At 38.8% G+C, this 12,709-nt stretch carries 13 protein-coding genes; 9 read left to right on the top strand and 4 right to left on the bottom strand.

What is annotated here, in order from left to right:
- Positions 1-62: 62 nt before the first annotated feature.
- From ACJJVW_RS06350 to ACJJVW_RS06315, 8 genes are all read left to right on the top strand, one after another.
- Positions 63-722 (top strand): thymidine kinase, encoded by a 660-nt coding sequence (locus tag ACJJVW_RS06350; protein ID WP_298323655.1) that lies wholly within the window; start codon positions 63-65, stop codon positions 720-722.
- On the top strand, positions 722-1,819 hold the full coding sequence (gene alr, locus ACJJVW_RS06345; RefSeq protein ID WP_405251093.1) for an alanine racemase: 1,098 nt from the start codon (positions 722-724) through the stop codon (positions 1,817-1,819). Before ACJJVW_RS06350 ends, alr begins: the two co-directional genes overlap by 1 nt.
- 83 nt (positions 1,820-1,902) lie before the next feature.
- Positions 1,903-2,307: a large conductance mechanosensitive channel protein MscL gene (gene mscL, locus ACJJVW_RS06340; protein WP_298323659.1), complete on the top strand. Its 405-nt coding sequence runs from the start codon at positions 1,903-1,905 to the stop codon at positions 2,305-2,307.
- Positions 2,308-2,537: 230 nt separating this feature from the next.
- Positions 2,538-3,527: an aspartate-semialdehyde dehydrogenase gene (locus tag ACJJVW_RS06335; protein ID WP_405251092.1), complete on the top strand. Its 990-nt coding sequence runs from the start codon at positions 2,538-2,540 to the stop codon at positions 3,525-3,527.
- A 90-nt stretch (positions 3,528-3,617) separates the two neighbouring features.
- Positions 3,618-4,250 (top strand): CatA-like O-acetyltransferase, encoded by a 633-nt coding sequence (locus ACJJVW_RS06330; protein WP_405251091.1) that lies wholly within the window; start codon positions 3,618-3,620, stop codon positions 4,248-4,250.
- Positions 4,251-4,308: 58 nt separating this feature from the next.
- Positions 4,309-4,686: a DoxX family membrane protein gene (locus ACJJVW_RS06325; protein ID WP_298323664.1), complete on the top strand. Its 378-nt coding sequence runs from the start codon at positions 4,309-4,311 to the stop codon at positions 4,684-4,686.
- 109 nt (positions 4,687-4,795) lie between these two features.
- On the top strand, positions 4,796-6,964 hold the full coding sequence (locus ACJJVW_RS06320; protein WP_405251090.1) for a prolyl oligopeptidase family protein: 2,169 nt from the start codon (positions 4,796-4,798) through the stop codon (positions 6,962-6,964).
- A 27-nt stretch (positions 6,965-6,991) separates the two neighbouring features.
- Positions 6,992-7,993 (top strand): NAD(P)H-dependent glycerol-3-phosphate dehydrogenase, encoded by a 1,002-nt coding sequence (locus ACJJVW_RS06315; protein WP_298323667.1) that lies wholly within the window; start codon positions 6,992-6,994, stop codon positions 7,991-7,993.
- A 74-nt stretch (positions 7,994-8,067) separates the two neighbouring features.
- Here ACJJVW_RS06315 and ACJJVW_RS06310 read toward each other — a convergent pair whose 3' ends face one another.
- The 3 genes from ACJJVW_RS06310 to ACJJVW_RS06300 form a co-directional block, all read right to left on the bottom strand.
- Positions 8,068-8,463, bottom strand: coding sequence for a hypothetical protein (locus ACJJVW_RS06310; protein ID WP_339846423.1), 396 nt, complete (start codon positions 8,461-8,463; stop codon positions 8,068-8,070).
- Positions 8,464-8,549: 86 nt separating this feature from the next.
- Positions 8,550-9,566: a phenylalanine--tRNA ligase subunit alpha gene (gene pheS / locus ACJJVW_RS06305; protein ID WP_339846425.1), complete on the bottom strand. Its 1,017-nt coding sequence runs from the start codon at positions 9,564-9,566 to the stop codon at positions 8,550-8,552.
- A 117-nt stretch (positions 9,567-9,683) separates the two neighbouring features.
- Positions 9,684-10,046, bottom strand: coding sequence for a hypothetical protein (locus ACJJVW_RS06300; RefSeq protein ID WP_013750813.1), 363 nt, complete (start codon positions 10,044-10,046; stop codon positions 9,684-9,686).
- 142 nt (positions 10,047-10,188) lie between these two features.
- Here ACJJVW_RS06300 and ACJJVW_RS06295 point away from each other — a divergent pair, with 142 nt between their 5' ends.
- Positions 10,189-10,743: a CvpA family protein gene (locus ACJJVW_RS06295; RefSeq protein ID WP_405251088.1), complete on the top strand. Its 555-nt coding sequence runs from the start codon at positions 10,189-10,191 to the stop codon at positions 10,741-10,743.
- A gap of 54 nt (positions 10,744-10,797) precedes the next feature.
- Here ACJJVW_RS06295 and ACJJVW_RS06290 read toward each other — a convergent pair whose 3' ends face one another.
- Positions 10,798-12,675 carry a SulP family inorganic anion transporter gene (locus ACJJVW_RS06290; RefSeq protein ID WP_405251086.1) on the bottom strand — a complete coding sequence of 626 codons (1,878 nt, stop codon included), beginning with the start codon at positions 12,673-12,675 and terminating at the stop codon, positions 10,798-10,800.
- Positions 12,676-12,709: the final 34 nt, after the last annotated feature.

Raw genomic sequence — 12,709 nt, 5'->3', positions numbered from 1 at the left:
TGCCTTAATCATTGGGATTAATAAAACGGAATTATTGCCGTTTTGGTCTAGAAAAGTACAAAATGTTTCTCGAAAATACAGTAAATCATAAAGAGCAATTTGGCTGGATTGAAGTCATTTGTGGATCTATGTTCTCTGGTAAAACAGAAGAACTCATCCGCAGGCTCAAACGCGCACAGTTTGCAAAACAAAAAGTTGAGATTTTTAAACCTGCCGTAGACACCCGCTATGATGAAGAAATGGTGGTCTCGCATGATTCAAATCAAATACGTTCTACACCAGTTCCCGCAGCTGCAAACATACCTATGCTTGCAGATGGATGTGATGTGGTGGGGATTGATGAAGCGCAATTTTTTGACGATGAGATTGTGCAGGTTTGTAATGATCTTGCAAATCGCGGTATACGAGTGATTGTCGCGGGTCTCGATATGGATTTTAAAGGAAATCCTTTTGGGCCTATGCCTAATTTAATGGCAACGGCAGAGTATGTGACTAAGGTTCATGCAGTTTGTACTCGTACAGGTAACCTTGCTCAATATAGTTATAGAAAAGCTCAAAGTGAGGATATCGTGATGCTAGGAGAGACAGAAGAGTATGAACCACTCTCTCGTGCTGCATACTTCAAGGCTATGTTACGAGACAGATTACGTAAGATGGATGTAGAAACTCCCGAAGAAATCACAACAAATAACGCAAGGCAAACCCCTCAAGATCCTAACTAATGGCAATAACACGCTTAGAAATAGATCTAGCTGCCTTGCGTCATAACTATTCTTATTTAAGAAAAAAGGTAGCGCCTTCGGTCAAGATGATGGCAGTAGTAAAGGCCTTTGGATACGGGAGTGATGCTGGAGCTGTGGCTCAAGAACTAGAAATGCTAGGAGTAGATTATTTTGCTGTGGCATACGTTTCAGAAGGTGTTGCGCTTAGAGATGCTGGTATAACAACACCTATATTAGTACTACATCCGCAGCCAGATACCTTTGATGAGCTTATAGAGCGATGCCTAGAGCCTAGCATCTATAGCACTAGAATGATGGAGTTGTTTACAGCTTTTGCAAAAGGAAAAGGCCAAGAAAATTACCCTATTCATTTAAAGTTTAACACAGGACTCAATAGATTAGGCTTCTTAAATACAGACGTATCATGGATTCTTGACCGCTTGCGCGAAAATGTGAGTGTAAAAGTAGCGTCTCTTTTCTCACATCTTGTCGCCAGTGAAGATCCTGCCGAAGAAGAATTTACATTAAATCAAATATTACAGTTTACAAACATCTCAAAGGAACTTTTACAAGCGTTAGATTATGTGCCATTCATGCACATGACTAATACATCTGGAGTTATTAACTATCATAGAGCCCATTTTGACTGTGTGCGCATAGGAATAGGGCTGTACGGTTACGGTAATAATAATGAGGAGACAAAAAATTTAAAACCAGTAGCAAGATTAAAATCTGTAATCTCACAGATTCATCATATTAAGGCTGGTCAGAGTATAGGATACAATAGAGCATACAAAGCAACCGAAGAAATCGTTACAGCGACATTACCTATAGGTCATGCAGATGGGATCTCTAGATCGCTAGGAAACGGGGTAGGCTATGTGATGATTGCTGGACAAAAGGCACCCATTGTAGGTAACGTTTGTATGGATATGGTAATGGTCGATATCACGGGTATAGCTTGTAAAGAGGGAGATGATGTGGAGGTTTTTGGAGAAACTACAAGTGCCGAAACACTGGCAGGAGAGATGCAGTCTATTTCATACGAACTCTTAACAGCGATCGGTCAACGGGTAAAACGTGTCATTCTTCGATAAAGCGTGTTTCTTAAACTTTTGTTAAGTGGTTTGAGAAAAATAGTTACCTTCGATTCATATTAACCTAAAAAACAGACTTGACAATGTTAAAAGAATTTAAGGATTTCATCATGACGGGTAACGTCATTGACCTAGCAATAGCAGTAATACTTGCTGGAGCGATTGGACTTGTAGTAAAAGGATTTGTAGGAGACATCATGATGCCTATTATAGGACACTTTGCTGGAGGTGTAAACTTCTCAGATTTAAAAGTAGTTCTTGATGAAGCAGTAATGGTTGACGGAGCAGTATCTATTCCAGAAAATGCAATTATGTACGGAAACTGGATTAATGCAATCATTAACTTGATTATCGTTGGTTTTGTACTTTTCATGATTGTAAAAGCTTACAACAAAACTAAGAAGCCTGTTGTAGAAGAAGTAGCAGCAGATCCAGGACCATCTGAAATCGATTTATTAAAAGAAATCAGAGATTCTCTTAAGAAATAATTACTCGTAGCAACCGCTACACTATTATATTCTAACTTAAACCACCTTGTTTATCTAACAAGGTGGTTTTTTTATGTAATTAAAACAAAGTTTGACGTATTGTTATATATCTAACTAACTTTTAAGGTTTCAACGGCTTATAAATCGTTAATGCGTACTAACTTTGACGTTTTATAAAGTTTTCGCGAAAGCGAAGCTCATTTTTAAAACAACCTCTTTAAAACGATACTATGAAAGTAGCGGTAGTAGGAGCCACCGGGATGGTAGGCCAAGTGATGTTAAAAGTTCTTGCAGAACGTAATTTCCCTATAACGGAATTAATACCCGTAGCCTCAGAGCGATCTGTAGGTAAGAAGGTGCTATATAAAGAGAAGGAATATACCATCCACTCTATGGATGATGCAATTGCAGCTAGACCTGATATTGCCATATTCTCGGCAGGAGGAGATACATCTAAGGAGTTTGCTCCTAAGTTTGCAGAGGTGGGAACAACCGTGATAGACAACAGCTCTGCATGGAGAATGGATCCTACTAAGAAACTTATCGTTCCAGAAATTAACGCAACTTCTCTTACTAAGGAAGATAAGATTATTGCAAATCCTAACTGCTCTACGATACAAATGGTACTTGCAATGTCACCATTACATAGAGATTATGGTATTAAAAGATTAGTAATCTCTACGTATCAATCTATTACAGGTACTGGAGTGAAAGCGGTACAGCAATTAGAAAATGAATATACTGGTGAGAAGGGAGAAATGGCTTATCCTTACCCTATACATCGTAATGCAATACCGGCTTGTGACGTTTTTGATGATAACGGTTACACTAAAGAGGAGTTGAAGCTTGTAAATGAAACTCAGAAAATTTTAAATGATCGATCTATTGCGGTAACTGCAACAGCAGTGCGTATTCCAGTGGTAGGTGGTCATAGTGAATCTGTAAATGTAGAGCTGCGTGCGCCTTTTGAAGAGAAGGATATTCGTAAGGTTCTTAATGAAACCTCTGGAGTAACGGTACAAGATAATCCGGATACAAATACATACCCTATGCCTATTTATGCAGAAGGTAAAGATGATGTTTTTGTAGGTAGAATACGCCGTGATTACTCTCAAGAAAACACGCTTAATATGTGGATTGTATCAGACAACTTACGTAAAGGTGCAGCAACAAATGCGGTACAGATAGGAGAATATCTAGTAGCTAATGGCTTAGTGTAACTTCTACACTATTAAGAATATCTTTATTTAATACTATAAAAAGTCCTTCCTCGTGAGGGACTTTTTATATTTGTGTAAAACACAACTACTTTGAATAAAATAGATATCTCTACCTGGAAGCGCCGTGCACATTTTGAGTTTTTCTCACAATTTGAGGAGCCTTATTTCGGGATCACTTGGCAAGTAGATATGACGCTCGCAAAGCAGCATGCAAAAGAGCAAGGAGTATCTTTATTTATCTACTACCTCCACAAGTCGCTAGAAGCTGCGATGGCTATTGAGAATTTTAAATATCGCATTACATCTGATAATGAGGTAATTTTACTAAATACTATAAGCGCTAGTGCAACGCTCATGAGAGATAATGAAACCTTTGGTTTTAGTTATATTCCATATGATGCAGATATAAGGGTTTTTACAAAGTCTGTGCAGAGTGAGGTGGAGCGCATCAAAAATACAGACGACCTTTTTCCGCCTATTAATACAGATGATGTGATGCATTGCTCTGCAATACCGTGGATGGATTTTTCATCTATTACGCACTCACGACTCTTTAAGGCAAAGGATAGCGTTCCTAAAATCTCTTACGGGCAAATTACAGAAAAATCACCCGGCACCTTTACAATGCCCGTTGCATTGTACGTGCATCATGGTCTCATAGATGGTTTACATGTATCTCGATATAAGGACATGTTTCAGCAACTTCTAGACGGTAAAGAGTAGGTCTTTGTAATTATGCGCTTTGTCTATCGTCTAAGGTTGTAATTTAAAAACAACCATTATGAAATTAGTAAACACAATTATACGTATAGGGCTAGGCTTAATGCTTCTTGTCTTTGGACTCAATAAATTTTTCTGGTTTATGCCAGACTTCGAATTTGGAGATAATGTAGGCGCAGCAAATCTTTTTCAAGCATTTACAGATAGTGGTTACATGTGGCCGTTAGTAGGAGGACTAGAAGTGATTGTAGGACTTCTCTTTATAACAAAGAAGATTTTTCCTGTGGCGTTACTCGCATTAATTCCTATTTCTGTAAATATTGTTCTTTTCCACGCAGTACTAGACCCACCTAACATTATGCCTGCACTTTTGGTAGCAGTTCTCAATGGGTATTTTATATATCGTAATTGGAATAATTACAGACATTTGTTTTCTTAGAAAATGCTTAATACTATATTTAACCCGCTCTTTTGAGTGGGTTTTTTTATGCTTTCGCGAAAGCGTAATAACTCGTATCTTGAATACGCAATCAAACACAACCCGTATTATGAAAAAATTGATTCTTCTCGCTCTTGCTACAACCGCTATTATAAGCTGTGATGATACGCCCGCGACACCAAAAAACACTATTGCTGTGAACTATACCGAAACTAAAAAAGTAGATACTGTAGACACCTATTTTGGCACAGAAGTACAAGATCCTTACAGATGGCTGGAGGATGATCGTAGTGAGGAAACGATGGATTGGGTTGTACGTGAGAATAATACCACGCAAGATTACTTAAAGAATATCCCTTTTCGTGAAGAGCTCAAAGAGCGCTTATCCACCTTGTGGAATTATGAAAAAGTAGGTTCGCCATTTAAAGAAGGTGATTATACGTACTTCTATAAAAACGACGGACTTCAAAATCAGTACGTTATTTATCGTTACAAAACGGGTGAAGATCCAAGTACTGCTTCTGTATTTTTAGACCCAAATACCTTTGCCGAAGATGGTACTATCTCTTTAGGAGGAGCAAGTTTCTCTGAAGATGGCTCTATACTTGCCTACGCTATTTCTGAAGGAGGAAGTGACTGGCGTAAGATTCTTGTAATGGATACTGAGAAAAAAGAAATTATAGAAGACACGCTGGTTGATGTAAAATTTTCTGGAATGTCTTGGTATAAAAATGAAGGTTTTTACTACTCTAGTTATGATAAGCCTAAGGGCAGCGAACTATCGGCAAAGACGGATCAGCATAAATTGTACTATCATAAGTTGGGTACTGCACAGGCTACAGATAAGCTCATTTTTGGCGGGACAGCTGCAGAGAAGCATCGTTATGTAGGTGGTGGGGTTACAGAGGATAACCGCTATTTGCTAGTAAGTGCGCGCAACTCGACTTCTGGAGGAAAGATGTTCATGAAAGATCTTACAAAGCCAGCTAGTGATTTTGTAACTGTATTAGATCACGAAGAATCTGATAGTTATGTGATGGAAAATATAGGTAGTAAACTATTTATAGCGACTAATCTTGATGCGCCTAATATGCGTGTTGTAACAGTAGATGCATCAAACCCTACTCCAGAAAACTGGGTAGATTTTATACCAGAAACAGAAAACGTATTAAGTCCAAGTACAGGAGGAGGTTCTTTTTTTGCGAGTTACATGGTGGATGCGGTATCAAAAGTAAAACAGTATGATTATGACGGTGAGCTTGTACGTGATGTTGAACTTCCGGGAGTAGGTACTGTAGGAGGTTTTGGAGCAGAGAAAGAGGAGAAGGAGCTATACTTTAGCTTCTCAAATTATAAGACGCCAGGTAGTATTTATAAATATGACATCGCATCTGGAACTTCTGAGCTGTTTATCAAACCAGACATCGATTTTAATCCGGAAGCTTATGAGAGCAAGCAAGTGTTTTATAGCTCAAAGGACGGTACTAAAGTACCGATGATTATCACGTATAAAAAAGGAACAGAGCTTAATGGTAAGAACCCTACTATTTTATATGCTTACGGAGGTTTTAATGTAAGTCTTACACCTAGCTTTAGCATTGCAAATGCCGTGTGGATGGAGCAAGGAGGAGTATATGCAGTGCCTAATTTAAGAGGTGGTGGTGAATATGGTAAAAAATGGCATGATGCAGGAACTAAAATGCAAAAGCAAAACGTTTTTGATGATTTTATTGCAGCAGCAGAGTATCTAATAGATAATAAATATACCTCAAAAGAATACTTAGCAATACGCGGTGGTTCTAACGGAGGTTTACTTGTAGGTGCTACAATGACACAACGTCCAGATCTTATGCAGGTAGCATTACCAGCGGTAGGAGTAATGGATATGTTGCGTTACCACACCTTTACAGCAGGTGCGGGATGGGCTTATGATTATGGTACTGCAGAAGATAGTAAAGAGATGTTTGATTATCTTAAAGGATACTCGCCAGTTCATAACGTAAAAGCGGGAACATCATATCCAGCAACTATGGTAACTACAGGAGATCATGATGATCGTGTAGTACCAGCGCATTCATTTAAGTTTGCTGCAGAGCTTCAAGAAAAACAAGCAGGAGATGCCCCGGTGCTTATACGTATTGAGACAGACGCTGGTCACGGTGCTGGTACGCCAGTAGCAAAAACCATAGAGCAGTATGCAGATATCTTTGGCTTCACATTATACAACATGGGCTACGAGGTACTACCAGAAAAGGTAGGCAACGTGATGAAGAAGTAAGTAGCATAATTAGAATTAAACAGATTGATGATGAGCAAACCCACATTTGGCGTAATAGGAGGAGGTAGCTGGGCAACAGCGATTGTAAAGATGCTCTGTGAGAATCTTGACACCGTAGGTTGGTATATGCGTAGCAGCTATGCTTTAGAACATATAAAGCGTGAGCAGCATAACCCTAGTTATTTAAGTTCTGTCGAGTTTAAGCCAGAGCAGCTTATGTTGAGCAATGATATTAATGAGATTGTAGCATACTCAGATTATGTAATTTTTGCCGTTCCCTCTGCTTTTATAGGAGGTGAGCTTAAGAATCTTACGGTGTCACTAAAAGATAAAGTCATAGTCTCTGCCATAAAAGGAATTATGCCTGAGAGTGGTAAACTCGTTGGCTCTCATTTTAATGAAGAGCACAATGTTGCTATTGAGAATATAGCGGTTATAGCGGGACCTTGTCATGCAGAAGAGGTTGCGCTAGAGCGACTTTCTTACCTTACGATTGCATGTGCCGAAAAGGAAAATGCAAAAGTAATTGCAAAGCATTTATCAAGTGATTATATAAAATGTACCACGAGTGACGATATTATAGGTATCGAATATGCGGCAACACTCAAAAATATCTATGCCATTGCAGCAGGTATTGCACATGGTTTAGGCTATGGAGATAACTTCCAGGCGTTATTGATGAGTAATGCCATACGTGAGATAAAGCGCTATGTAAAGCGTGCCCACAAGATGAAGCGTGACATTAATGGGTCTGCTTATTTAGGAGATTTATTGGTGACGGGATATTCTGTTTTTAGTAGAAATAGAATGTTTGGTAACATGATAGGAAAGGGCTACACGGTAAAAAGCGCACAGATGGAAATGTCTATGGTAGCCGAAGGTTACTATGCTGCCAAAAGCGCTTTAGAACTCAACGAATCACGCGATAAGAAAGCACGTGTGCCTATTATAGAGGCGGTACACAGTATTCTTTATAAGGGCAAAGATCCTAAGAAGGTATTTAGTAAACTCACTGAAAAGCTTAACTAAAAAAAAGCATCCATTAAGGGTGCTTTTTTTATTGAAATATATTTTTGATTACGCTTTCGCGAAAGCGTAAAAAGTTACACCGCTAGTACGCCACTCTTTCCCATTACAGGTACTTTAACTGTATTGTCTTCTTGGATTGAGTTTGCTGGAAACTCAAAGCGTCTTTCATACATTTTGTTGTCTAGAAAATAAGTGACAGAGTAGAAGTTATCTAGTGTAAAGATATCTTCTTGCATGAATTCAATCTTAGCAAATCCCTTAGCGGGAAGTAGCTTGATTGTGTGACGCATATGCGTAGTCATTTGCTTCTCATTATAGCCTTGCACGGTAAGAAGTACCATTTCTAAAGGCTCAAGATTATCGTTTATGATATAAGCATTCCAATCTTCTGTTTTAAACTCCTCGTGTAGCTCTTTTACAGCAGCTACGTAGACGTTTTTAACTTCTGGTATGATAATGTCTTTGCGCATATTTATAATCTGGTCAGACGCAGTAATGACTTATTTAATTAAGAAATAATTTACCTCTCGACTGCGCTCGAGGGGACAGTGTGACTCTAAAAAGCAGATTTAAACTGCTCTAAGAAACGAGCATCGTTCTCACTAAGCATTCTAATATCTGAGATTTGGTGTAATAATAATGCAATACGATCTATTCCCATCCCAAATGCAAAACCACTGTACTCTTTTGAGTCAATACCGCAATTTTCAAGTACATTAGGATCTACCATACCACAGCCCATGATCTCAAGCCATCCAGTTCCTTTAGTCATTTTATAATCTGTCTCTGTCTCAAGACCCCAGTATACATCAACTTCGGCACTAGGCTCTGTAAATGGAAAGTATGATGGACGTAAGCGTATCTTACTCTTACCAAACATTTCTGTAGTAAAGTGTTGCAGCGTCTGTTTAAGATCTGCAAAAGAGACGTCTTTGTCTATGTATAATCCTTCTACTTGGTGGAAGAAACAGTGTGAACGACCGCTTATAGCCTCATTACGATATACACGACCTGGAGAGATCGTACGTATAGGTGGCTTGTTATTTTCCATATATCTCACTTGTACAGATGAGGTGTGAGTACGTAGTAATACGTCTGGATTTGTTTGTATAAAGAAGGTATCCTGCATATCACGAGCTGGGTGATATTCCGGAAGGTTTAAGGCAGTAAAGTTATGCCAGTCATCTTCTATTTCTGGACCTTCAGAAACGTTGAAACCTATGCGAGAGAAAATATCAATAATTTGATTTTTTACAATAGAGATAGGGTGGCGTGCTCCTATTTCAATAGGTTCACCTGGACGTGATAAATCACCAGTAGCGGTGGCTTCTTCTGCTCCTTCTAGTTTTTCTTTAAGCTCGTTTACCTTTTCAAGGGCACTTGCTTTAAGGGTATTAATTACTTGTCCATACTCGCGCTTCATCTCATTAGGCACGTTACGGAAGTCTGCCATAAAATCATTCACAAGTCCTTTCTTTCCAGAATACTTGATTCTGAATGCTTCAACCTCTTCTAAAGTTTCGGCTTTAAAGGCCTTTACTTTTTCAATGTGTTCTTTGATTTTATCTAACATAATACGTCTTTTAACCCTCTAAAAGGAAATGGCAAATTTAAGAATAAAATTGGGGTGTAGCAGTATAACAAAGCCGTAAAAGCAGTAAGATTATATAGTCGCTACCGTGTTTAGTTTTTAAGAGATTAAGCCTTTTTCAAGAAAGTATTGCACAATCGCATCTTTCATGAGTATTTGTTGCTCGCCAGCCTTAAGTGGTGGCAGTGCTTCTAGCACTTTATAGTGAGGCCATCCTTCAGGATCATCATAATCATACTGATAATACCCAAAAGGTTCAAGTAAACGACAGATGGCAATATGCATCAAGTTCATTTTCTCGTCTTTTTTAAAAGTTTTATCCAGCTGTCCTAATTCTTGTATACCTATGAGGTAGATAATGCTATCTAAATCCATAGCGCCTTTATCACCATCTGCAAAACGGGTAGATAGTTTATCAACTACCGCCGCATATCGTTCTTTGAGTTGTTCGTCTCTAGCCATATATTTCTCTTCTGTACGTGAATTTATTCACGCGGTTAAGCTTCCTTAGATGAAAGCTTTTGAGTAATGCCATGAAATAGCATCTATACCAATTTTAAGCTGCAAAAATACCACCATTAACTGAAATTACTATCTTTAGCGCATGAACACTATTGACATCATTTTTGGTATTATTTTAATACTAGGCGCTATTCAAGGATTGCGCAAGGGATTATTTGTAGAGCTAGCATCTCTAGTAGGGCTTGTTGCTGGAATTTACGGAGCAATCCACTTTTCTCATTACGTAGGGGATTGGCTTGTAGAAAAAACAGCATGGAGCGAGCAAATCATTAACCTCACAGCCTTTGCGGCGACCTTTATCATTATTGTACTTGTGGTCTCTCTTGCAGGAAAATTACTTACCAAAGTGGCAAATTTCGCAATGCTTGGCATTGTAAATAAGATAGTAGGAGCAGCTTTTGCAGTACTTAAATTTGCTTTCTTGATAAGTGTGGTGCTTATGTTTATAGATGCCGCAGACCGTCAGATATCATTTATAGGTGATGATAAAAAAGAGCAATCGGTATTGTACCCCATTATTCAGCCACTCGCACCTGCACTTCTTCCTTCTATTCTTAAAAAGGCAAAGGATGAAGATATCTACAACCCCAATAAAGAAGAAGAGCCGACTGAAACAGGCGACTCTTCTAATATTTAAAAATGTAGATGGTTACGCTTTCGCGAAAGCGTAATTACACCCTACACCATCTATTTAATATCTATCTTTTACTTGCTTGTTAAGGGAATTGATACACTCTTCAAAAGTATCGTAAACCTCAGTTTCTGGTATTAACTCGGGGATAATTTTAATACGTTCTAGCATATACTTAGGCTGTTTTCTTAGGCCTACAATATGCACATTAATTCCGCCCTGGTTAAGTTGGAGAATAGTGTCCTCTATAGCATATACACCAGACTGGTCTACATAAGGTACACGGCCCATACGCAAAATAACATCTGACGCAGTAGCAGGTATCTGCTTAGTAAGTGCAGAGAAGTCACTCGTATATCCAAAAAATAATGGGCCACGAAGGTGTTTTATAAATACTTCCTCTTTAAGGTGATCTGGAAAAATAAGTTCATCACTCCATAAAACTTTATTCTTCTCTGCGGCGCGTAGGTCAAAAACTTTAGACTGTCTAGCGGTAAAGTCACCCATTTTTTTCATAAACATAAGGCACGATAACACAAGGCCAATTCCTACTGCTGCCACTAGGTCCCACACTACAGATAGCACGAGTACCACAAGCATTATAATAACTTCAGAACTTAGTTTGATAGGGCCAAGTTTTATGTCTTTAGGAAGATTAGGGATTGCTTTTAACCCTTTGTAATCCATAACGCCGAGACCAACTGTAATTAAGATTCCAGCAAGTACAGCTGCGGGTATTTGTGAAGCTATAGGGCCTAAAGCAAGTAAAATAAATAGTAGCAAGACGCCAGCAATCATACCTGATAGTTTAGTCTTACCACCAGAGTTGATATTGACTACCGTTCTTATTGTGGCTCCTGCACCAGGAATCCCGCCAAAGAAGGAAGCAATCGTATTACCTATACCTTGACCTATAAGTTCCTTATTAGGTTTATGTCTAGTTTTCGTCATATTATCTGCCACAACAGATGTAAGCAGCGAATCTATTGCTCCCAAAAACGAAAGCGACAGTGCCGTGAGTATATATGGTGATATGATGCTAAACTTAAAGTCTGTAATAATAGAAAGCTTAGGCACTGGAAATCCGCTCGGGATTTCTTGAATTGCTCTGTATTCAAAGGGCGCGACGTATGCAACTCCAGACACTACAAGCAGTGCAACAAGTGTACTTGGCACGACGGTTGTGATACGTTTAAAGCCATAAATAATAAAGATAGTAGCAAGTGCGAGGCCAAGCTCTATCCAGTTTATGTTTTGCAAGGCACGTCCCATCACTTTAAAGGTGCCCACCACTCCAGAAGAGGATGCCTTTGCAAGCGTAATCGCTTCTTTGTATACATCTGTATCGTCTGTGAGTTTTGCTTTGCGTATAGTTTCTTCAAAATTTTCGAGAACTAAGAGACCTTTTCCTGCTTCATTCTCTAAAATTTTATTGAGCACAATTTCTTGTGCTTCTGGCTTAAAACTATCTACATAACTCTCATCTTGATTAGGGTAATAACCTACTGCAGGCAAGAGCTGTGTGATAAGAATCATAATACCTATGGCGGTCATAAAACCAGATACAACAGGGTAGGGAATGTACTTGATGTATTTACCTATACCCATTACTCCTAGTACTATCTGAAATAGTCCCGCTAGTAAAAAGACCGTAAGTATAGCAGGCAAAGCCTTCTCAACATCACCATCAAAAGTGGCAATAATACCTGCAATAACTACCATGCTTACTGCCGTCATAGGAGCTGTAGGTCCAGAGATTTGAGTAGGAGTACCTCCAAACAGCGCAGCAAAAAAAGCAATAAAAATAGCACCGTATAATCCGGCACTTGGACCTAGACCAGAAGATACACCAAAGGCTAGTGCTAGTGGTAAGGCTACAATACCTGCTGTAATTCCTCCAAAGGCATCGCCTTTAAGGTGTTTAAAGAAGTTTTTCATAATGGTTAGGTTGGTGTCAAAATAGAAAGTTAAT

The organism is Dokdonia sp. Asnod3-C12, from assembly GCF_045063975.1.
In the GTDB taxonomy this organism is placed as follows: domain Bacteria; phylum Bacteroidota; class Bacteroidia; order Flavobacteriales; family Flavobacteriaceae; genus Dokdonia.
Note: the sequence above shows the minus strand (reverse complement) of the source record. Positions and strands in the feature narration are given on the sequence as shown.

Excerpts from the sequence above, each read along its gene's own strand:
- ACJJVW_RS06350 (WP_298323655.1), top strand. The coding sequence starts at position 63 with ATGTTTCTCGAAAATACAGTAAATCATAAAGAGCAATTTGGCTGGATT.
- alr (WP_405251093.1), top strand. The coding sequence starts at position 722 with ATGGCAATAACACGCTTAGAAATAGATCTAGCTGCCTTGCGTCATAAC.
- mscL (WP_298323659.1), top strand. The coding sequence starts at position 1,903 with ATGTTAAAAGAATTTAAGGATTTCATCATGACGGGTAACGTCATTGAC.
- ACJJVW_RS06335 (WP_405251092.1), top strand. The coding sequence starts at position 2,538 with ATGAAAGTAGCGGTAGTAGGAGCCACCGGGATGGTAGGCCAAGTGATG.
- ACJJVW_RS06325 (WP_298323664.1), top strand. The coding sequence starts at position 4,309 with ATGAAATTAGTAAACACAATTATACGTATAGGGCTAGGCTTAATGCTT.
- ACJJVW_RS06320 (WP_405251090.1), top strand. The coding sequence starts at position 4,796 with ATGAAAAAATTGATTCTTCTCGCTCTTGCTACAACCGCTATTATAAGC.
- ACJJVW_RS06315 (WP_298323667.1), top strand. The coding sequence starts at position 6,992 with ATGATGAGCAAACCCACATTTGGCGTAATAGGAGGAGGTAGCTGGGCA.
- ACJJVW_RS06310 (WP_339846423.1), bottom strand. The coding sequence starts at position 8,463 with ATGCGCAAAGACATTATCATACCAGAAGTTAAAAACGTCTACGTAGCT.
- pheS (WP_339846425.1), bottom strand. The coding sequence starts at position 9,566 with ATGTTAGATAAAATCAAAGAACACATTGAAAAAGTAAAGGCCTTTAAA.
- ACJJVW_RS06300 (WP_013750813.1), bottom strand. The coding sequence starts at position 10,046 with ATGGCTAGAGACGAACAACTCAAAGAACGATATGCGGCGGTAGTTGAT.
- ACJJVW_RS06295 (WP_405251088.1), top strand. The coding sequence starts at position 10,189 with ATGAACACTATTGACATCATTTTTGGTATTATTTTAATACTAGGCGCT.
- ACJJVW_RS06290 (WP_405251086.1), bottom strand. The coding sequence starts at position 12,675 with ATGAAAAACTTCTTTAAACACCTTAAAGGCGATGCCTTTGGAGGAATT.